We start from the raw sequence: 20,450 nt of genomic DNA, 5'->3' as shown, positions 1-20,450 counted from the left end.
TTTTTGTTTCAGTTTAATTACTTTTTAAAAGTGACCCCGTTAAGGCCCCAAACCCACCTGCTAATCCGCCAAGTGTGGCGGTGAGTACCAAAAGCAATATTTTACTGTTGACCAATAAAATTTTTGCAATCTTATCGGCAAGCGGTACGGCTGCATTAAGGTCGGTGATTACGGCTTTGATAAGCCACAACAAGGCAATGGCTATGAAACCAGCCAAAAAATTTGCTTTGGATTTATAGAGAAACCCAACCACTGCCGCAGCAATGACACTGCTCCACCAGGGAAAAAACGATTCGGCAATCCAGGCTAATGCGACAATAAGGATTATTTGAACCATGAATCTCATCTTAATTGGGATTTAAAGTGGTTTTAAAGTTTGCTTTGTTGCCGGCTCCTTCAGGTGCCTGTAAAAACAAAAGATTGAAGTACTTTCCGCTCGACCAATGGTCAAGCATGCTGGAGTAATGAATACTCCCCGGATTACCCGACTGCCCGCCCGGGTATGTTGCATAAGCTTTAGGGCCATTTTTTTCTACACTTACGATCATCCGCCAGGAGGGGCCATGCTTGCGCGAGGCTGCATTTACAGCATTGGCATGACCACCATGCTGCACATGAAAGCCAAGTGCCTCTGTCCGGGTAAGGTGTTCAATGTAGGTGTCTTTAAATTCTGCCCAGTTAACTTTACCGGAAACTCCCTTGTCTTTTTTCCACTGCTCAATTTCCAAAACGCCTTGGGTAAAGGATTGCCTTATTAAATCGGTTAGCGTTTCCTTTTCAGGCGTGTTCTTGATGTCATAAAATTCTAAATCAGGTTTTGTTTTCATCAGGTTAATGGTGTTCCAGGCGGTTGGGTAGGAGAGTGACAGTTCATCGTTCCGCATTTCGTCCCAGATCAGTGGAAAGAGATTTGTCCACCAGGCTTCAAAGTACGAGGCGCTTTCTGAATCAACATGATAAAAGTAATCCCATGCTTTGAGTGTCTCGTAACCATACTTTTCATCATCATTAAATCCAGAGGCGTCTAACCGTTCCAATAGAAAGGGAAGAACTTCTTCAGCTTTAATACTGTAGTTGTCGTTTTGCAGGTTCATCATATCCTTTACGGTAACTGAAGTTGATTGCCTGAGGATGTTGTTGATCCTGCGGTTGCGATAAGCTTCATAGCTTACCGCGTTAATGTAATAAGGGTAGGTAGCATCAGCCGGGTATTGGTTAGCCGAACTAACAAAACCCCGTTCGGGATTTTTATCCATCACATTTTGATCAAAAGGGATATAGGCTTGCGGCCCACTGGCGGATTTGCTTCCGTCCAGCACAAACTTGCCTTCACCTTTCCTGCGGACCGGAAACTTACCTTGTATGCGCATGGCAATATCACCGGTAACGGAAGCGAATACAAAGTTTTGTGCAGGAGAAGAGTAATAATCCAAAGCGCGCATGTAATCATCATGATTTTTGGCCCGGTTTAGTTTATAGAAGGTCATCAGTTCTTCCGATTCATCATGGGCAATCCACCGAAATGCGTAGTGCCTGCGGTTGTTTTCTGCACGGTAATTTTCATCGTATGGTACAGGGCCCCAATGGGTATAGATCACGGTATCAAAATATGTTTCGCGATCGCGCACGGTAATTTTTTCAACTACCTTTTTGGTTTCTTTCCACTCGCCATCCAGTTCGTACTTTTCTTTTCGACTGTTTTCAAAGTTTACTTTGTACCAATCCACTAAGTCGCGTTGTGCATTGGTTACCCCCCAAGCAATGGAATCGTTAAAGCCGATGATTACACCTGGTGCGCCTGGTAGGGAAACCCCCATTACATTAGCGGAAGGTGAATGGAGTTGTATGGCATACCATATGGAAGGGAGTGTAATGTTAAGGTGAGGGTCGTTACAAAGAATGGGGGCACCTGTTTTTGTTTTACTTCCGCTAACGGCCCAGTTATTACTGCCAATGGATGGATCGGGCGTAGTTAAACCGCTAATGGCAATCAATTCAGCCGGTAAAGCGGGTGGTGTAGCTTCAATTTTCACAGGGTCAAAGCCCCAGCGGTTGGTACGGTCCACAATCGGGTCGCCCATGGGCTCTAAATCCGGATAAAGGAGATCAACCATTTCTTTGCCGAACAGGGCCAGGGCATTGGTCATTTGCATGTCTTTATCACCTATGTTTAAGGTTTGTGCCATGCTACGCAACAGCAGAGCAGATTTTATGGGTGTCCATTCCTCGGGCGCATAGTCCATGAGTTTATATTCTAAAGGAAAGTCTTTGTAGGCTAAGGATTGTATGTAAGCATTAATCCCCTCAGCATATTTAAAAGCTACCATTTTTGCCAACGGGTCAGCCTCCATTCTTCTAAAAGCATTCTCGGCTGCGAACACCATTCCCAACCTGCGTTGCCCTCTGTCGTAATTTAAAACAGCATCGTCCTTTCCTGCACCGATTAATTCTGAAATCCTTCCGGCTGCTGCATGGGTTTGAAATTCCATTTGCCACAAGCGGTGAAGGGCGGTTATATAGCCTTGCGCCAGGTAAAGGTCTTCATCGTTTTGTGCAAATACATGGGGGATCATGAGGCTATCGAACACGATGGTCACGGGCTCTTTCAAGCCGGGAATGTCAAGCTTCCCGGCCAGCGTATGTTTTTTTGATTCAATGTTTTGCCAGAATCCATGAAACGGATCAAGAAACTTGCCCAACGGAGGGATGCGACTACCGCCCACCACCCAACTTTCACTGAGTGACCAAACAAGCAAAATGGTAATGGTGAGGCTAATGAGGAACTTAACGATTTTCATAGACTGAAGATTTGAGGTGGTTAGTTGCCCGGCAAACCGTAACAATTTTCCAACTTAAAAAGCTTTTCCTAATTTTCGCACTTCTTAACGAGAAAACTTACTCCGACCCGTTGAAAAAGCTTCTTGATCAGTACACGAAAGAACAGGTAAAAAAGGCTTCGTTTATTAAGGCCATTTTTTTTGATGTGGATGGCGTGCTCACCGATGGAAAAATCATATATGATGATTCCGGAAGAGAGATAAAAGCATTTAATGTTAAAGATGGTTTTATTGTTAGTTACCTGAAAAAAGCAGGCATTATAACAGGAGCCATTACAGGCCGCGAATCGGCAGTTGTAACCAAGCGGTGTGCCGAGCTTAAAGTTGATTTCTGCCACCAAGGCATAATGGATAAAGCCGAGGTTTGCAAAAAGCTTATGCAGCATTACAAGCTTAAAACAAAAGAGGTAGCTTATATCGGGGATGACATTAATGACCTTGGTGTTTTTGGCCTGGTTGGTTTAAGCGCCTGCCCGGCTGATGCCATGAGTTATGTTCAGGACAAAGCCGATCTGGTTACCAACAGAAAAGGCGGCAAGGGGGTGTTTAGGGAAGTTGCAGATTTGATTCTCGCAGCCAGCGGCAGGTTGGATAAAATTGTGAACAACTGATTATGGAGAAATTCAGAGATACTGTATCGATAACGGAAAAAATCAAATTAGGTAGTAACCGCATGGTGCTGTTTGCCGGCCCATGTGCAGCGGAGAGCTTTGATATTTGCATGGAGGTTGGCACCCACATGAAAACATTATGTGAAAAACTTGGTATCGATTATGTTTTTAAGGCCTCTTTCGATAAGGCCAACCGAACTTCATCCGGGTCGTACCGGGGTCCCTCCATGGATATGGGCCTTGAAATACTGGACATGGTGAAGCAAAATTTAAAAGTGCCTATCGTTACGGATGTGCACGAATCGTATCAATGTGCTGAAGTGGCGCAGGTGGTTGATGTACTGCAAATACCTGCCTTCCTTTGTCGCCAGACTGATTTGCTGAAAGCGGCAGCCCGAACAGGTAAAGCTGTGAAAGTAAAGAAGGGGCAGTTTATGGCGCCTGCGGATATGAAGTATGCTGTTGACAAAGTACGGGGAGAAGGCAACAACAATGTGTTCCTCACGGAGCGCGGTGCCAGCTTTGGCTATCATACCCTGGTGGTGGATATGCGTTCACTTCCCATCATGCGCCAGTTTACGCCCGTTATTTTTGATGTTACACACTCGGTTCAGCAACCTGGTGGTTTGGGCGGCACATCGGGTGGCCAACGTGAGTTTGCTCCCTTTCTGGCACGTGCAGCAGCAGCAACCGGTGTTGATGGCTTTTTCATTGAAACACACCCCAATCCCGACAAGGCGTTAAGCGATGGCCCAAACATGATTCCCTTGCAACAAATGGAGATGTTTGTTACGAACCTTAAAAAGTTCTGGGACCTCCAGAAGTCGCTTGACTGAATCCTAAACCCCTAACCCGGCAGAGAAGGCACTTGTCGATTATCCCTTTTTTCTATATTTGCCTTTAAAATCTACCGAATTAGTGGAGTTTACAATCATTCAAGGACTTGTTTTAGGGATTGTGGTCCTGTTGGTGATTTCACTTTACCGCGAGTGGTTTAATCCTGCGCTTTCATTTTTTATAGCAGTGTTGGCACTGCTGCTTGCGGGTGTTATTAACCCTACCGAACTTCTTAAGGGATTAAGTAATCAGCAAATTATTGTCATCTTTCTATTGATTTTGGTTACGGCAGGTATTCGTTCTGTTTTCGGTACCGATTTTTTTTCCAGGTTGTTCAATACATCCCTGAAGCCCAAAGCATTTTTACTCCGGATGATGGTGGTGTCATCCTCTATCTCTGCTTTTCTCAACAACACACCAATCGTAGCTTTTCTTATACCTTATGTTAAAGATTGGGCCGATCGTACCAACACCCCAGCCTCCAAACTTTTAATACCCTTATCATACGCCACTATTTTAGGTGGCATGATCACGATAATCGGTACATCAACAAACCTTGTATTGGTTGGGTTAATGACGGAATACAACCTGCCCTTACTAGGTTTTAAGGATTTTCTTTTCCTGGGTTTAATGGTAACCGTGGCCGGATGGCTTTACCTTTATTTTGTGGGTTATAAGTTGCTTCCTGAAAATGTAAATAAAATTGAAGATGTACGCTTAAACCTAAAAGAATACATCGTTGAAACAGAAATTTTTGAAGGTTCGTCTTTAACCGGTAAAACTGTTAAGGAAGCTGGCTTACGCAACCTGCAAGATCTTTTTTTGGTGGAGATAATTCGGCATGATGAAGTGATTTCGCCTGTGTCGCCTGATGAAAAGCTGGAAGCAGGCGATACCCTGTTCTTTTCGGGAAACACACAGTCGATCTATAATTTAATTCACCAGGATAACGGCCTTCGTATTCCCAAACAGGAAAGTCTTGAGACGCAAAACCAATTTAACTTTATCGAAGCCGTAATACCGGCCAACTCTGAATTGATTGGCAGGCGCATAAAAGATTCAGACTTTCGCAGAAAGTACAACGCCTCTATTGTAGCTATGCACCGAAACGGCAAGCGCATTTCCGGGAAAGTGGGTGAAATGCAACTGGCCGGTGGCGACTTTTTATTGTTATTATCGGGCGATGATATTGATCCTGTGCAGCATGAGAAGGATTTGTTTTACTTTTCTGTTCCGCAAAAAGTAGAGTACAAAAAGCCAGCCTGGAAATATTGGGTAGGTATAGGAAGCTTTTTGATGCTGCTGGCAGGGATTGTTGGTGTGTTGCCGCTTTTCACGGCAACACTTATAATCCTCACGGCCCTTATCTTTTTGGGAATCCTTAACCTTACTGAAATCAAACGACATTTGGATTTCAACCTGCTTATGGTGTTGGTTTGCTCCCTGGCCATAGGTGTAGCTTTGGAAAAATCGGGTACTGCAGCGCTTGTTGCGACAGCCCTCATAAAAACAGGTCAAGCAGTAGGTGCGGTTGGGGTGTTAAGTGCCTTGTTTGTTGTTACGATATTTCTTACAGCGTTGGTAACCAATCCGGCAGCGGTATCAATCATGTTCCCGATTGCCATGTCGTTATCGCAGCAATTGGAAATTCCATCAACCCCGTTTTTTGTTGCCATAGCCTTTGCCGCTTCAGGCGACTTCATGACACCCATCGGCTACCAGACTAACCTGATGGTTTATGGCCCCGGTGGATATACTTTCAAGGATTTTGTAAAAGTTGGCACACCGCTAACGGTGGTTTATTCAGTAATTTGCATAGGCTTTATTGCGTGGTACTACCAACTATAATTATGAGGTACGAAGTACGCGTTATGATTTACGAATAACCATCAATGATCAACGAACAACCAAATATCGAATGAACCTCTATCCCATACAAACCCAGGTAACCAAACAACAACGTGAGCAGTTACTGCAACAACGTTCACGGCTTATCTGGTTCACCGGACTTTCAGGTTCAGGTAAATCGACCTTGGCGGTTCAGTTGGAGGCGCAACTTCATGCCAAAGGCTTTAAAACCTATTTGTTGGATGGTGATAACATCCGCACGGGTTTAAACAAGGACTTATCGTTTGCCAATGAAGGCCGTGTTGAGAATATCCGCAGGATAGGGGAGGTTGCCAAGTTGATGTTGGATGCGGGTATTATTGTTTTGTCGGCTTTTATTTCACCCTTCAAAGCCGACCGTGATCAAGTGAAAGCGATTGTAGGCAGCGAAAATTATATTGAAGTGTTTGTTGATGCACCGTTGGAGGTGTGCGAGCAACGCGATGTAAAAGGTTTATACAAAAAAGCACGGGCGGGCGAAGTAAAAAATTTTACAGGAATTGATTCGCCCTATGAGTTGCCGGAACGCCCGGATATTGTTTTGCAAACGCATAAGTTTTCTGTTGAAGAATCGCTTCAGGTACTGAACCAGGGCATACTTCCGAAAATAAAGTACGCATCTGTTTAAAATCTTAAATCATCAATCCACACTCGTATGAGTCAATATTATTTAAGCCATTTGCAGGAACTTGAATCGGAGGCAATCTATGTTATCCGTGAAGTGGTAGCGCAATTTGAAAAACCGGCATTGCTGTTTTCGGGCGGAAAGGATTCTATCGTACTGGCGTACTTATCGCGCAAAGCATTTTACCCGGCACGCATTCCTTTTCCCTTGGTGCATATCGACACCGGTCACAATTTTCCCGAAACCATGGAATACCGCGATTGGCTCATCAACGAATTAGGTGTTCAATTGGTGGTGGGGTCTGTTCAGGAAAGTATTGATAAAGGTAGGGCTAAGGAGGAAACAGGTTATAACGCCAGCCGCAATGCCTTGCAAACGGTAACCTTATTGGATACCATCGAGCAACATAAATTCGATGCCGCTATGGGCGGGGCGCGCAGGGATGAAGAAAAAGCAAGGGCCAAAGAGCGCTTCTTTTCCCATCGCGATGAGTTTGGCCAGTGGGATCCGAAAAACCAGCGACCGGAACTGTGGAATATTTTCAATGGCAGGAAAAACCAGGGCGAGCATTTCCGGGTGTTCCCTATTTCAAACTGGACGGAGATGGATGTGTGGCAATATTTATATACCGAAAATATCCCCATACCCAAATTGTATTATGCACATGATCGTGAAGTAATCCTTCGGGATGGGGCCATTTTATCAACATCGCCCTGGCTAAAACTTAAGCCCGATGAAAAGCCAATAATAAAGCGTGTGCGTTTTAGAACCTGTGGCGATATGCCGATTACCGGGGCGGTGGAATCGGAGGCTGATACGATGGAGAAAATTATTGCCGAAGTAGCTGCTTCACGCAAAACTGAACGCGGTACACGTGCGGATGATAAGCGTGGAGAAACAGCTATGGAAGACAGAAAAAGGCAAGGATATTTTTAATGGTCCGGTTACTTTTAATTGGTTGGATATTAACCTGCATAGGCAGTGGAGCCCATGCGCAGGAGTATGGGCATGAAGTATGGTCACGGTTTACTTTTGGCGTGATGCATTCCAATACGTTTAAACAAGATTTCGAAGTACAATACAGGGATCAGCAATCGAATGCCTTTGTCGAGAGCCGGTTTAAATTATATACATTTCGATGGTACCTGGTATTTAGTAAACACAATACGTTTATTCAATTATCCCCATTTACTTTTTTTTATCGCGATCCGGAAGATGGCGAAGAGGTTAAGGAATTCAGGTTCGCTCAATTTGTAGGCAGAAACTTTTTCAGCAAGCGCTTTCAAATCCGAACAGGTTTAGAAGAGCGTTTCTTTACAGTTAGTGATCAGCAATTTGAAGAGCTACGGTGGCGTACACGATTGGGATTTATGATGGAGGTCTTCGCAAATATCCACATGAATATTTCAAACGAGTTTTTTGTGCGCGATCGATTGACAGGTGTGGAAGTAAACTGGTTTGATCAAAACAGGATCAATGTTTCTTTTCCGTGGAAAATTGCTGCATGGACTCTTGAGCCGGGCTATTCTTTTCAAACACGACAGATCTCTAAATCGGATATCGATAACTTCAACGTTGTTTACTTAAACATTAATTACCAACATAAAAAGCGAACTGAAACCTAATCAAATGAATCCTTACCAAAATCAATTATTACGTTTTACAACAGCAGGCAGTGTCGATGATGGCAAGAGTACATTAATTGGCCGCTTGTTGTATGACAGCAAATCAATTTTTGAAGATCAGCTCGAAGCCGTTCAAACCTCCAGTGCAAAAAAGGGTTTTGATTATGTTGATCTTTCCTTGCTTACGGATGGGTTAAAGTCCGAGCGGGAACAGGGCATTACCATTGATGTGGCCTACCGCTACTTTGCCACCCCCAAGCGCAAATTTATAATTGCCGATACGCCCGGACACATTCAATACACCCGCAATATGGTAACCGGTGCTTCCACTGCAAACCTGGCACTGATATTAATAGACGCACGTAAGGGGTTGATAGAACAAACGTATCGCCATTCATTCATAGCGTCATTGCTGAAGATACCGCACATTGTCGTGTGTATTAATAAAATGGATTTGGTAAATTATGCAGAGACTGTGTTTGATAAAGTCGTTCAAGATTACAAGGCATTCTCTTCGAAGTTGGAGGTTTCTGATATTCAATTTGTTCCGATCAGTGCATTGAATGGCGATAACGTGGTGAACCGTTCGGAGAATATGGGTTGGTACCAGGGCGCTACATTGTTGCACATGTTGGAGTCTGTTCATATTGAAAGTGACTACAACCATATTGACAGCAGGTTTCCGGTACAATATGTTGTTCGTCCTCAAACCAACGAGCATCAGGATTTTAGGGGCTATGCCGGCAGGGTGGCAGGTGGGATATTCCGCCCGGGTGATGATGTGTTGATCCTCCCATCAGGCTTTAGTTCAAAAATCAAAACCATTGAAGTGAATGGCGAAAAGCTAAATGAAGCTTTTGCACCCATGTCAGTAATCATGACCCTTGAAGACGAGATTGACATTAGCCGTGGCGATATTATTTCCAAGCCAAACAACCAACCCGAAGTGGCACAGGATATTGACGTCATGTTGTGCTGGATGAACCAACGTCCCGTAAACCTGAATTCCAAATTTTATGTTCGTCACACCACGCACGAAACGCGTGGCGTCTTAAAGGAAATACAATACAAGTTGGATATTAATTCTTTGCAACGCGTTGAAGGAGTAGAGCAATTGGTGATGAACGATATTGCACGGGTGAAACTCCGCACGGCAAAACCCTTGTCATTTGATAGCTACCGCAAAAATCGCATTACCGGAAGCCTGATTTTTGTAGATGAAGGGACAAATGAAACGGTGGCTGCGGGGATGATCGTTTAATTTGATGAAATGGTTGTTAGTTTTTTGTTATTAGTTGTTCGTTAGTTGTTATTGCTACTATGAAAATATCCGAAGTACTGGTTTCTGCTATTGAAGCGGCTGAAATTGCCTGTAATGAAATACTGGAAGTTTATCAATCGAGCGATTTTCAAACCGAATCGAAAGATGATAAATCACCGTTAACCCTTGCGGATAAGCGCGCACATGCTGCCATTGTTTCTGTTCTAAAGGAAACGGGCTTGCCCATTCTTAGTGAAGAAGGAAAGATGATCCCCTACGAAGAGCGAAAGCTATGGGAATACTTCTGGATGGTTGATCCGCTTGATGGTACCAAGGAATTTTTGAAACGCAATGGTGAGTTTACGGTAAACATCGCACTTATTTACCATGAAAAACCAATACTTGGTGTAGTTGCCGTTCCTGCAAGTGGTGATGTATTCTATGCTGCTGAAGGAAAAGCCTGCCTTAAACGAAATAGACAAACCATTTCTTTACCAAAGCGCTCACCTGTTTCGTTAACGCAAAATGGTTTGCGTGTGGTGGCTTCACGTTCACACATGAGCCCGGAGACTCAGGATTTTATAAATGCATTAACAGCGCCTTCATTGGTATCGAAGGGCAGTAGTTTAAAATTCATGTTGCTGGCCGAGGGCCAGGCTGACGTTTATCCACGTTTTGCACCAACCATGGAATGGGATACAGCTGCCGCTCATGCTATTGTAAATGCGGTGGGAATCTCAGTGAAACAGAGGGATAGGGATGAGGAGTTGAGGTATAACAAAGAGGATTTGTTGAATCCCTATTTTCTATGCTTATAGTTTAAAAAGGGTAATCCTGGCAGTGTTTATTTGGTAATTTAACTTTACGTATACGATAGTCCGGAATCTTACCAATTATGGTTCGCTGGCTGAACATGCGGGGCCATGCGGCCCAGAAGCACAGTTACTTGCATCTTTTTTTCAATACCCCTTTAAGTGTGTTTCCGGATTATCAGGTATACGTATTGTCAAAAATTGTAAAATGTCACATTCTGCAAAAATTCCCATATTTTAGCGCTCTTAATTTTTGGTATGGCTGCAAAAAAACGTGTTCTTATTACCGGTGGAGCCGGGTTTCTGGGATCCCATTTATGCGATCGGTTTATTAAAGAAGGTTTTCATGTTGTCGCCATGGATAACCTCATCACTGGCGATTTGCGTAACATTGAGCACCTGTTCAAGCTGCCTGATTTTGAATTTTATCACCACGATGTTTCTTCGTTTGTGCACGTGCCCGGTGAATTGCATTACATCCTGCATTTTGCTTCACCTGCCAGCCCTATCGATTACCTGAAAATCCCCATTCAAACCTTGAAGGTGGGCTCATTGGGTATTCACAATCTGCTTGGCCTGGCACGGGTGAAGAAGGCACGCATCCTTATCGCTTCAACATCGGAAGTGTATGGCGACCCTTTGGTGCATCCGCAACCTGAAGAATATTACGGTAACGTAAACCCTGTTGGGCCACGCGGGGTATATGACGAAGCCAAACGCTTTCAGGAAGCCATGACCATGGCTTATCATACCTTTCACGGTTTGGATACCCGTATTGTGCGCATCTTCAATACCTATGGCCCGCGTATGCGCTTGAATGACGGGCGTGTGTTGCCGGCCTTTATCGGTCAGGCATTACGGGGCGAAGACCTTACCGTGTTTGGTGATGGGTCGCAAACACGTTCTTTCTGTTATGTAGATGACCAGGTTGAAGGTATTTACAGGCTGTTGATGTCGGATTACCATTTGCCAGTGAACATCGGTAACCCGGATGAAATTACCATCATGCAGTTTGCCGAAGAGATTATTAAGCTTACCGGCACCACGCAGAAAATAATAACCCACCCATTGCCTAAGGATGATCCCAAGCAACGCCAACCCGACATCCGAAAAGCAAAGGCGATACTGGGTTGGGAACCTAAGGTTTCACGTGCGGAAGGATTGAAGATTACTTATGAGTACTTCAAAAGCCTGCCCCGGGAAATTTTGTTCGAGCGGGACAATAAGAACTTTGAGAAGTATATCCGCTAACTCTTTCCGGCTAACAAAGCATATATTTGCGGTTTAATATCTAATTGTGAGTACTATTAAATTTGCTGTAGTAGGGTTTGGCCATATTGGTAAACGTCATGCTACTATCATCAATGAATTTCCCGGTGCTGAGTTGGTGGCCATTGTTGATATTGATACAAAACAACAACAGCATCAATTATATCCTTCACAAGTCCCCTTCTTTGCCAGTGTCCAATCGATGTTCGATGCGTTAAAGAATATTGATGTGGTATGTGTTTGCACACCCAATGGGTTACACGTTGAGCATGCGTTGTTGGCATTGGACAATCGTTGCCATGTAGTAATTGAAAAACCAATGGGACTATCGCGGGCATCGTGTGAGCGGGTAGTAGAAAAATCGTTGCAGGTAGCGCGTCATGTTTTTGTGGTTAAGCAAAACCGGTATAGTCCGCCCAGTAAGTGGTTAAAACAAATTGTGTCAGACGGAACCCTTGGTGACGTGCTGATGGTGCAGGTAAATTGCTATTGGAACCGCGATAACCGCTATTATAAGAAAGGATCGTGGAAAGGTTCACTTGCCTTGGATGGAGGTACCTTGTTTACACAATTCAGCCATTTTATTGATATTATGTTTTGGGTATTTGGTGATGTAAAAAATATCCATGCTGCGCTGAAAGATTTTAACCACCAGGATTCTACTGAGTTTGAGGACTCAGGTATTGTTCATTTTGAATTTGTGAACGGAGGCTTGGGCTGTATTAACTTCTCCACTTCCGTTTGGGACACCAATATGGAAAGCTCCATCGCGGTCGTGGGCACAAAAGGTTCGGTAAAAGTGGGTGGTCAGTATATGAATGAGATTGAGTATTGCCACATTCAGGATTATGTGATGCCGGACCTTCCGGAAACCAATCCGCCCAATGATTATGGCCCCTTCAAAGGGAGTGCTGCGAACCATCACTATGTTTTTGAAAATGTGATTAACACATTGAAAGGAAACGACACCATAACAGCTAACGCATTAGAAGGAATGAAGGTGGTGGATATTATTGAACGTATTTATCAATTCCGAAGAAAAAATGAGTGACACTTATTTTGTGCATCCCAGCTCAATTGTTGATGATGGATGTGTGATTGGCAAGGATACTAAAATCTGGCACTTTTCACACATCATGCCCAACTGTCGCATTGGTGAAAATTGTAATCTTGGTCAAAATGTAGTGGTTTCTCCGGATGTGGTTTTGGGAAACAATGTGAAAGTGCAGAATAATGTTTCTATCTATACCGGGGTAATCTGCGAGGATGATGTTTTTCTTGGACCGTCCATGGTTTTTACCAATGTCATTAATCCGCGCAGTGCTGTTAACCGTAAATCAGAATACAAAAAGACATTTGTTCGCAAGGGCGCTTCCATTGGTGCAAATGCCACTATTATTTGCGGTATTGAAATTGGATCGTTTGCCTTTATTGCTGCCGGTGCAGTAGTAACAAAAGATGTTCCCGCATATGCATTGGTAGTAGGTAACCCGGCTCGACAACGCGGATGGATGAGCGAATACGGACAGAAACTGCAGTTTGATGCCGCGGGTTTTGCAGTTTGCCCGGAGAGCAAAGAAAAGTACCAGTTGCAAAATGGAGTAGTGAGCAAAGTAAGTCATGGATAAGATTCACATGGTTGATTTGCTGGGACAGTACCGGCATATTGAAACGGAAGTAAACGAAGCCATACAGCAAGTAATTGAAAGCACGGCATTCATTAACGGCCCGGCAGTAAGGTTATTTGAACAGGAATTGGGCGCTTACCTGGATGTTGGACACGTTATTGGATGTGCAAACGGAACCGATGCCCTGCAAATAGCCTTGATGGCGCTTAACTTACCCGATGACGCTGAGGTAATCGTGCCCGCTTTCAATTATGTGGCCGCTGCCGAAGTAGTAGCCTTATTGAAGTACAAACTTGTTTTTTGTGATGTTGATGAACGTTTTTTTACGCTTGATGTAGAAGATGTGAAAAGAAAGATCACCTCAAAGACTAAAGTGATAATTGCTGTACACCTGTTTGGACAAGCCGCTCCCATGGAACAACTGATGACGCTTGCATCTGAGCATAATCTGTTTGTAATTGAAGACAATGCGCAAGCCATTGGAGCCGATTATATCTTTCGTGACGGATCACGGAAAAAACTGGGCACGATCGGGCATGTTGGTACTACATCATTTTTTCCTAGCAAAAATTTAGGATGTTATGGTGATGGTGGAGCAATTACTACGAATGATGAAAACCTGGCGAAGGTTATGCGCAGCATTGCCGGCCATGGTCAATCAAAAAAATATTTTTATGAACGGGTAGGGGTGAATTCGCGCCTTGATACATTGCAGGCGGCTATACTGAATGTCAAGCTAAAGCATCTTGATCAGTACATAGCCAATCGGCAGCGCGCGGCAAATTTTTACAGTAAACATCTAGAGGAGATTCATTGGCTTTCACTTCCTGCGCGTGCTGATTACAGTACCCATGTGTTTCATCAGTATACGATCTTGATAAAAAGTAAAAATCGGGATGATATTAACAGGTTGCTGGCAGATAAGGGAATACCAAGCATGATATACTATCCGGTTTCACTTCATCAAACTGCTGCCTATGGATTTGTTGAAACCACCAAATTGCCCGTTGCAGAGTCTCTTGCCTCCCTGGTGCTTTCCCTGCCTATGCACACCGAATTGACGGAAGATCAGTTGCAGTACATTTGTGATGCGCTGGCACGTTTTTGATTTTTCGGCCCCGCTGCTATGAATGAAGAAAAAAAGTGGTTTGTTTTTTACACCAAAAGCCGTCAAGAGAAGAAAGTTACCGAAATCCTTGCGCGAAGGGGCTTTGATGTGTTCTTGCCGTTAGTTAAAGTGCTTCGACAGTGGAGTGACCGGAAGAAGAAAGTGGAGGTTCCCCTGTTCAATTCCTATCTTTTTGTTAATACAGTTGAGCATAGACTGCAGGAGGTGCTTTCTGTTCCGGGGATAGCGTGGACCATTCGCCATAATGGTAAGCCTGCCATCCTCAGGGAAAAGGAGTATCAGCTAATCAAGCGGCTATTGGATACAGGGTTAACAATCGATGTAGTTCCCTTAGCTGATGTGGCCCCGGGTGACTGGGTAGAGGTAATGGATGGCCCTTTGAAAAGGGCAGTGGGGCAGGTACTTGCCAAAAACCCGGGCAGGTTTATGGTGTTGCTGGAGGCCATCGGGCAGGTAATGCGCGTTGAAATTGATCCTGGGCTGCTTAAAAAGATCTGATTTACTCTGATTTATCGAGTAAAAAAATTACTCGTAATTTGTTGGTTTATTATCTTTACCCCGTGCTGGATACGCTTATTACATCCAAAACAAGGCTAAAGATGCTGCTCAAGTTCTTCCTGAACAGTAATTCTTCGGCCTACCTGCGCGAGCTTGCCAAAGAGTTTGGCGAATCCACCAACTCCATCCGGCATGAATTAAATAACCTTACCGGAGCAGGTTACCTGGTGGCCCGTGAAGAGGGGCGATCAATTTATTATAGTGCCAACACCCGTCATCCACTCTATCCTGAAATAAAGACCTTGGTTCACAAATACCTGGGCATTGATAAATTACTTGACAATGTTATTCATAAAGTATTGGCGCGTTTAGGTACGCTTCACCTGGCCTTTATTACTGGCGATTATGCCGAGGGGCGCGACAGCGGCATAATTGATTTAGTGATGGTGGGTGATATTGATAGAACCTATTTACAAGCCTGTGTTATCAAGGCCGAGAAACTGATCAACCGCAAGGTTCGCACACTGGTGCTCACTGCCCAGGAATTTGAAGAGAACAGAAAGCGGTTAAACCCTGATAAAGCCCTGGTGCTTTGGCAGGCTGAATAAGGGCGGGAGTACCGCACAAAATTAATCAGTTGAAACACCTGCTCTTCCCCAATGGGACTGAGGAGGCGAAGCTCTAAGAAATTGGCGATAAGGTGTGGTTTTAGTAGGTTTGTCGCTTTGCACGATCTTGTCATGACTATCCGACATAGTATTTTGTTTTTAACCCTGGCAGCATTGAGTGTTTCTTGCGTAACGAACAATAAATTCGTGCTGCTTCAGAAAGATGATTTGCATGTTAAAAACCTGCCGGTCGATTCGGTTGTAAGGCAATACCAACCCGTTAATTTTGAGTACAAGCTTCAGCCAGAAGACATCGTGTATGTGCGTTTTGAAAGCCTTACCCCTAACGATTATGATTTTTTGAATCAAAACCCGTTGATGCAGGGGGGTAACATTAACCTTCAGGCAGGTAATGCACTGATTATTGGTGAACTCTTGGATCATCGAGGGGAAATACCTTTTCCTTTTTTGGGTAAAGTGAAGATAGGAGGGTTAACTGTTTTTGAAGCACAGGATAAACTTCAGGCCATAGCCGAGCAATACCTGGATAAGCCCGTTGTAAAGGTTCGCCTGATTAACTTCCGGTTTACCATATTGGGGGAAGTAAACCGGGAAGGCACAATTACCCTAAACAATAATCGCATTACCATGCTGGAGGCCCTTGGCTTAGCCGGAGGATTGACTGATTTGGCCGATCGTTCGAACGTAAAGTTAATAAGGCAGATTAATGGCAAAACAGAAATACAATACCTTAATTTATTGGACGAAAATTTTATTAATTCTCCGTATTACTATGTTTATCAGAATGATGTACTGATGGTTTCATCGTTAAGGCAACGGCCTTATAGGAAGTATTTTGGGCAAAATTTATCTCTTGTAATTTCTTCACTTTCCCTACTGCTAGTTACACTAACACTTATTAATACGTATTGAAACCTGTGGAGAATTCATTATTTAATTCAGAGCAACAAAATCAATCAGGCTTTACACTGGATTTCAAACGTGTAATAGCCCGGGCACTTCGGTTCTGGTACGTTGTAATCCTTTCTTTAAGTGTATCCCTCATCATTTCTTTTTATAAAACCCGATACAGTGAGCGGGTATATCCCGTTTCTGCATCTATATTGATTCGCGAAATGCAGGAGACAGGTGGAGCTGAACTACTTTATAAGAACGCTTTAATTGACCCCTATCGGAATTATTTAAATGAGCCTTATATTATCAGGTCTTATCCCTTGATTGAGAAGGTAGTTAAAAGCCTGAATTTTCATGTCTCCTTTTACCGTGAGGGATATTTCATGACAACGGAAGCATATAGTTATATTCCAGTTAAAGCAGAGTGGTGTAATCCTGATGAGTTTAAGAGTGGACGCTTTATTTTCAAGTTAATTGATGAGAATCACTACTCACTCAGGCTGTTTGATGACAGAAGTGAATCAGACAGTAATACAGTATTCACACTTGGCGACTCCATACAATTTGGTGACTATAACTTGTGTATCCGAACAATCCCCGCACGGCAAATTAAGCCCCATATTGGTGTTCCATTTCTGCTATCCATTCAAAACCCTACATCTGTTGCGGGTTCCTATATTGGTCGATTAAAAGTAGAGTGGGCCGCGGTAGGTGCGGGTATCATAAACCTCAGTTTGACAGGTACTAACCCTGAAAAGGAAATTGATTTTTTAGACGCCTTAATTAAGATTTACCGGAATGAGGATTTGGATAAGAAAAATGAAGCGGCATCGCGCACCATTGTATTTATCAAAGATCAATTGATTGGGATTAAGGACTCTCTTAAAAAGGTTGAGTATCAACTGGAACGCTTTGGCAATACTGGTCGGGTAAAGGATATGAGTGCAGAGGCACAGCGACTGTTCACTAAGCTTGAGGTCTTCGAGGTTCAAAAAGCTGAACTGATGATCCGAAACAATTATTACCAATACCTTGAAGAATATTTGCAAAAAGGCGAGGGTAGACTTGATCAGATTATTCTTCCTTCCTCAATGGGCATTTCAGATCCGGTATTATCTTCTTTGCTTGGTCGTATGATTGAGATACAGCAGGAACTAAAATTATATACCGATCCTGAACGGGGAAGGAATAATCCACTGATTCAGTCAAAATTGGAGCGCATTACTTCAATAAAGAAAGATGTGGAGGAAGCAATTCGAACTTTACGGTCAACAGATAAAATAAAGACGACCTATTTAATAAAGCAACTAGAAGATACCGAAAGGCAAATCGGTTTATTGCCTGCATCCGAGCGACAGTTGATATCGGTTCAACGTAACTACTCTCTGTTGGAGAATTTATATGTTTTTCTGATGCAGAAACTTTCTGAAGCAGAAATTTCAAGGGCATCCAATACTTCAGATATTATTCCTGTTAATCCCCCAATGCAAGGAGGCGCCATATCCCCTAAACCTACACAAAGCCATACCATAGCTTTTATTTTAGGACTGGCAATCCCCTTTGGATTGTTTGTGCTCTTTGAAATTATTAACAATAAGGTTCAGTCAAAAGAGGATATCGAAAAAATGACAACTATTCCATTCCTCGGTGGAGTAGGACACAATTCATCTGGAAATAACCTCACTGTTCTTGAAAAGCCGAAATCAGGGGTTGCAGAATCTTTTCGCGCCATGAGGAGTAACCTTAATTATTTTACAGGCAACAAGGTCAAGCAAGTATTTATGGTAAGCAGTTCCATAAGTGGTGAAGGAAAAACCTTTACAACTATTAACCTGGCAACGGTTTTTGCTCTCTCAGGTAAACGGACCCTGATCGTTGGAGCTGATATGAGACGGCCTAAAATCTTTGAAGATTTTGATTGTCGAAATGAAGTTGGCTTGAGTACTTATCTTTCAGGATTAAATGAGTTTGATCAAGTTGTTCAGCCAACCAAGGTTGATAATTTGTATTTGGTTAGCGGTGGCCCTGTTCCCCCCAATCCTTCTGAATTGCTTCTGGCTGACCGGTTTGGACAGTTTATCAAGTCCGCTCTCGAGAAATTTGAGTACGTGATTATTGATACCCCGCCCCTGGCACTTGTTACCGATGCTTTTGTTATTTCCAAGCATGTTGATCATACCGTTTTTGTATTGCGCCAGAATTACTCCCCGAAACAATTTATCAGTAGTATAAATGAATATTACCTATCGGGAAAAATCAAAAGTATAAGTATTTTATTAAACGATATTTATAAATCCGGCCTGGGTTATGGGTATGGCCAGGGGTATGCATATAATTATGGTTACTCGTATGGGTATGGGTATGGCAAAAGAAAAAACGGTGACGGCTACTATTCCGACTAAAATTTAATGTCGATAGGGCAAAAAGCTTTTGCAGGAGCCGCCCTGTTGCTTCTTAGGAAAATCTGGGCAAATCTCGTTAATCTACTGGTCATGGCATACCTCGCCAGGGTCTTATCGAAAGAAGACTTTGGAATGTTGGCCATTAGTTCAGTATTGATAAGTCTGATCAACACGTTGGGCACTTCTGGTATAGCTGAATACATCATTTATTACGATGAGGAGGATAAGTCGGATGTCATAAATGCAGCTTTTTGGCTTAATCTTCTACTAACAATATTGATAGTATTTGTTGTGATTTTGGTAGGGCCGTATTGGTCTTCACTCTATAATGATTCCAAAATATTTGCGCTGTTAGTATTACTACTTGTTTCATTTTTTTTTGAAATGAGTTCCACTATACCCAAAGGGTTACTCAGAAAAGAGCTAAATTATTCAACGCTTGTTTTTTACGGAAGTGTATCACAAACTACAATTGCCGTTGGTAAGGTGGTTTGTGCTTACGGTGGTTTTGGGGTATTCAGCCTGGCACTTCCCCAGGCAATAGTGTCTCCATTTTTGATGGTAGCCTTTTATTTAAAAACACAATGGAGACCCGAGCTTAGTTTGGGCTTTAAGTACTTTAAACCGATCATGAATTACAGCAAGCACCTTATCGGGGGAAGATTGCTTACAAAATTGGTTAATGAGGGCGATAATCTGATTGTTGGTAAGTTGGTAGGATTGGAGGGCTTAGGTGTTTATACCTTAGCTTTTCAGTTGGCTAACCTGGTGACCACAAACGTTGTCTTCTTGGTTAACGATTTGGTTTTGCCGGTATTAAGTAAAGTGAAGCGCGATGTTGTCAGGCTTCGTGAGGTTTATTTGAAAATGATCCAGTTGTTAAGTCTTATTTCATTCCCTTTAATCATTGGGTTAGCTCTGGCCGCTGAACCAATTGTAATGATTATTTATGGCAGTAAATGGAGTGAGGCAATTGTACCATTCCAGGTTTTAAGTTTTTTTGCATTAGGGCGTAGCCTGAGCAGTCCTTCAAGTTCCTTGTTCAGTGCTGTGGGAAAGCCAAAGCTTGGATTTTTGTTTACGCTTATTGTAGCTCCGGTATTTTTACTAAGTGTTTGGTTAGGTAGTTATTATGGTGTTATTGGCGTAGCCACTTCAACAACGATTGTGCGTTCACTCGCTTCTGTCGCTGCATTATTAGTAGCTGCACACCTCATCGATTTACCGGGTGGTCAGTTGTTCGAGCGGTTTAAGAAAACATTCGCATTGGCAATAGCCCTTGCAGTAGTTTTTTATTGTGCGCTATACCTGCTGCCTTCTATAAACTACAATAATTTGTTTTCTAGCATTGCAGCATTGGTTGTAATTCCATTATTCATCTATACATTTTTTATTTGTCTTCGGTTTTGGAATAGTGAAGCATTAAAGCCGCTTACAGAATCGCTTATTACTGCAAAATGGGGTCGACCTTTAGTATTTGTGTATAAAAAAGTATTATTCCTTTAA

General features: G+C 43.1%; 19 protein-coding genes. 17 read left to right on the top strand and 2 right to left on the bottom strand.

Features of this window, described 5'->3' with window-relative positions:
• Positions 1-13: 13 nt before the first annotated feature.
• On the bottom strand, positions 14-346 hold the full coding sequence (locus tag KIT51_12115) for a hypothetical protein (GenBank protein UYN85621.1): 333 nt from the start codon (positions 344-346) through the stop codon (positions 14-16).
• A 1-nt stretch (position 347) separates the two neighbouring features.
• A complete protein-coding gene (locus tag KIT51_12110) occupies positions 348-2,798 on the bottom strand; it encodes a penicillin acylase family protein (GenBank protein ID UYN85620.1) in 2,451 nt (816 codons plus the stop codon).
• A 110-nt stretch (positions 2,799-2,908) separates the two neighbouring features.
• Between KIT51_12110 and KIT51_12105 the strand changes: the two genes are divergently transcribed.
• From KIT51_12105 to KIT51_12025, 17 genes are all read left to right on the top strand, one after another.
• Positions 2,909-3,448, top strand: a complete 540-nt coding sequence (locus tag KIT51_12105; GenBank protein UYN85619.1) for an HAD-IIIA family hydrolase — start codon at positions 2,909-2,911, stop codon at positions 3,446-3,448.
• 2 nt (positions 3,449-3,450) lie between these two features.
• Positions 3,451-4,284: a 3-deoxy-8-phosphooctulonate synthase gene (kdsA, locus tag KIT51_12100; GenBank protein ID UYN85618.1), complete on the top strand. Its 834-nt coding sequence runs from the start codon at positions 3,451-3,453 to the stop codon at positions 4,282-4,284.
• 82 nt (positions 4,285-4,366) lie between these two features.
• Positions 4,367-6,133, top strand: coding sequence for an SLC13 family permease (locus tag KIT51_12095; GenBank protein UYN85617.1), 1,767 nt, complete (start codon positions 4,367-4,369; stop codon positions 6,131-6,133).
• A 70-nt stretch (positions 6,134-6,203) separates the two neighbouring features.
• Positions 6,204-6,800 (top strand): adenylyl-sulfate kinase, encoded by a 597-nt coding sequence (cysC, locus tag KIT51_12090; protein ID UYN85616.1) that lies wholly within the window; start codon positions 6,204-6,206, stop codon positions 6,798-6,800.
• A 27-nt stretch (positions 6,801-6,827) separates the two neighbouring features.
• Complete coding sequence (gene cysD, locus KIT51_12085; GenBank protein UYN85615.1) at positions 6,828-7,733, top strand: sulfate adenylyltransferase subunit CysD; 906 nt, start codon at positions 6,828-6,830, stop codon at positions 7,731-7,733.
• The gene (locus tag KIT51_12080) at positions 7,733-8,422 is read left to right on the top strand and encodes a hypothetical protein (GenBank protein ID UYN85614.1); all 690 of its coding nucleotides are present in this window, start codon (positions 7,733-7,735) and stop codon (positions 8,420-8,422) included. The genes cysD and KIT51_12080 overlap by 1 nt, the downstream gene beginning before the upstream one ends.
• Before the next feature lie 4 nt (positions 8,423-8,426).
• Positions 8,427-9,683 (top strand): sulfate adenylyltransferase subunit CysN, encoded by a 1,257-nt coding sequence (gene cysN / locus KIT51_12075; protein UYN85613.1) that lies wholly within the window; start codon positions 8,427-8,429, stop codon positions 9,681-9,683.
• Between the two features lie 59 nt (positions 9,684-9,742).
• Positions 9,743-10,501 carry a 3'(2'),5'-bisphosphate nucleotidase CysQ gene (cysQ, locus tag KIT51_12070; GenBank protein ID UYN85612.1) on the top strand — a complete coding sequence of 253 codons (759 nt, stop codon included), beginning with the start codon at positions 9,743-9,745 and terminating at the stop codon, positions 10,499-10,501.
• Positions 10,502-10,753: 252 nt separating this feature from the next.
• Positions 10,754-11,746: an SDR family oxidoreductase gene (locus KIT51_12065; protein ID UYN85611.1), complete on the top strand. Its 993-nt coding sequence runs from the start codon at positions 10,754-10,756 to the stop codon at positions 11,744-11,746.
• A gap of 43 nt (positions 11,747-11,789) precedes the next feature.
• Complete coding sequence (locus KIT51_12060) at positions 11,790-12,815, top strand: Gfo/Idh/MocA family oxidoreductase (protein UYN88579.1); 1,026 nt, start codon at positions 11,790-11,792, stop codon at positions 12,813-12,815.
• Positions 12,808-13,392 carry an N-acetyltransferase gene (locus tag KIT51_12055; protein ID UYN85610.1) on the top strand — a complete coding sequence of 195 codons (585 nt, stop codon included), beginning with the start codon at positions 12,808-12,810 and terminating at the stop codon, positions 13,390-13,392. The genes KIT51_12060 and KIT51_12055 overlap by 8 nt, the downstream gene beginning before the upstream one ends.
• Positions 13,385-14,500, top strand: coding sequence for a DegT/DnrJ/EryC1/StrS family aminotransferase (locus KIT51_12050; protein UYN85609.1), 1,116 nt, complete (start codon positions 13,385-13,387; stop codon positions 14,498-14,500). The genes KIT51_12055 and KIT51_12050 overlap by 8 nt, the downstream gene beginning before the upstream one ends.
• Positions 14,501-14,518: 18 nt before the next feature.
• Positions 14,519-15,019 (top strand): UpxY family transcription antiterminator, encoded by a 501-nt coding sequence (locus KIT51_12045; protein ID UYN85608.1) that lies wholly within the window; start codon positions 14,519-14,521, stop codon positions 15,017-15,019.
• 62 nt (positions 15,020-15,081) lie between these two features.
• Positions 15,082-15,627, top strand: coding sequence for a winged helix-turn-helix transcriptional regulator (locus tag KIT51_12040; GenBank protein ID UYN88578.1), 546 nt, complete (start codon positions 15,082-15,084; stop codon positions 15,625-15,627).
• Between the two features lie 132 nt (positions 15,628-15,759).
• Positions 15,760-16,560: a polysaccharide biosynthesis/export family protein gene (locus KIT51_12035; protein UYN85607.1), complete on the top strand. Its 801-nt coding sequence runs from the start codon at positions 15,760-15,762 to the stop codon at positions 16,558-16,560.
• A gap of 5 nt (positions 16,561-16,565) precedes the next feature.
• Positions 16,566-18,944, top strand: a complete 2,379-nt coding sequence (locus tag KIT51_12030; GenBank protein UYN85606.1) for a polysaccharide biosynthesis tyrosine autokinase — start codon at positions 16,566-16,568, stop codon at positions 18,942-18,944.
• 90 nt (positions 18,945-19,034) lie between these two features.
• On the top strand, positions 19,035-20,450 hold the full coding sequence (locus KIT51_12025) for a lipopolysaccharide biosynthesis protein (GenBank protein ID UYN85605.1): 1,416 nt from the start codon (positions 19,035-19,037) through the stop codon (positions 20,448-20,450).

It is taken from the genome of Cyclobacteriaceae bacterium (assembly GCA_025808415.1).
Lineage (GTDB): Bacteria > Bacteroidota > Bacteroidia > Cytophagales > Cyclobacteriaceae > UBA2336.
This window is presented reverse-complemented; position numbering and strand designations above follow the sequence as displayed.

What these genes read in the sequence shown, in the direction of transcription:
- KIT51_12115 (UYN85621.1), bottom strand. Translation starts at nt 346, where the DNA reads ATGAGATTCATGGTTCAAATAATCCTTATTGTCGCATTAGCCTGGATT.
- KIT51_12110 (UYN85620.1), bottom strand. Translation starts at nt 2,798, where the DNA reads ATGAAAATCGTTAAGTTCCTCATTAGCCTCACCATTACCATTTTGCTT.
- kdsA (UYN85618.1), top strand. Translation starts at nt 3,451, where the DNA reads ATGGAGAAATTCAGAGATACTGTATCGATAACGGAAAAAATCAAATTA.
- cysC (UYN85616.1), top strand. Translation starts at nt 6,204, where the DNA reads ATGAACCTCTATCCCATACAAACCCAGGTAACCAAACAACAACGTGAG.
- cysD (UYN85615.1), top strand. Translation starts at nt 6,828, where the DNA reads ATGAGTCAATATTATTTAAGCCATTTGCAGGAACTTGAATCGGAGGCA.
- KIT51_12080 (UYN85614.1), top strand. Translation starts at nt 7,733, where the DNA reads ATGGTCCGGTTACTTTTAATTGGTTGGATATTAACCTGCATAGGCAGT.
- cysN (UYN85613.1), top strand. Translation starts at nt 8,427, where the DNA reads ATGAATCCTTACCAAAATCAATTATTACGTTTTACAACAGCAGGCAGT.
- cysQ (UYN85612.1), top strand. Translation starts at nt 9,743, where the DNA reads ATGAAAATATCCGAAGTACTGGTTTCTGCTATTGAAGCGGCTGAAATT.
- KIT51_12065 (UYN85611.1), top strand. Translation starts at nt 10,754, where the DNA reads ATGGCTGCAAAAAAACGTGTTCTTATTACCGGTGGAGCCGGGTTTCTG.
- KIT51_12055 (UYN85610.1), top strand. Translation starts at nt 12,808, where the DNA reads ATGAGTGACACTTATTTTGTGCATCCCAGCTCAATTGTTGATGATGGA.
- KIT51_12050 (UYN85609.1), top strand. Translation starts at nt 13,385, where the DNA reads ATGGATAAGATTCACATGGTTGATTTGCTGGGACAGTACCGGCATATT.
- KIT51_12045 (UYN85608.1), top strand. Translation starts at nt 14,519, where the DNA reads ATGAATGAAGAAAAAAAGTGGTTTGTTTTTTACACCAAAAGCCGTCAA.
- KIT51_12035 (UYN85607.1), top strand. Translation starts at nt 15,760, where the DNA reads ATGACTATCCGACATAGTATTTTGTTTTTAACCCTGGCAGCATTGAGT.
- KIT51_12025 (UYN85605.1), top strand. Translation starts at nt 19,035, where the DNA reads ATGGCATACCTCGCCAGGGTCTTATCGAAAGAAGACTTTGGAATGTTG.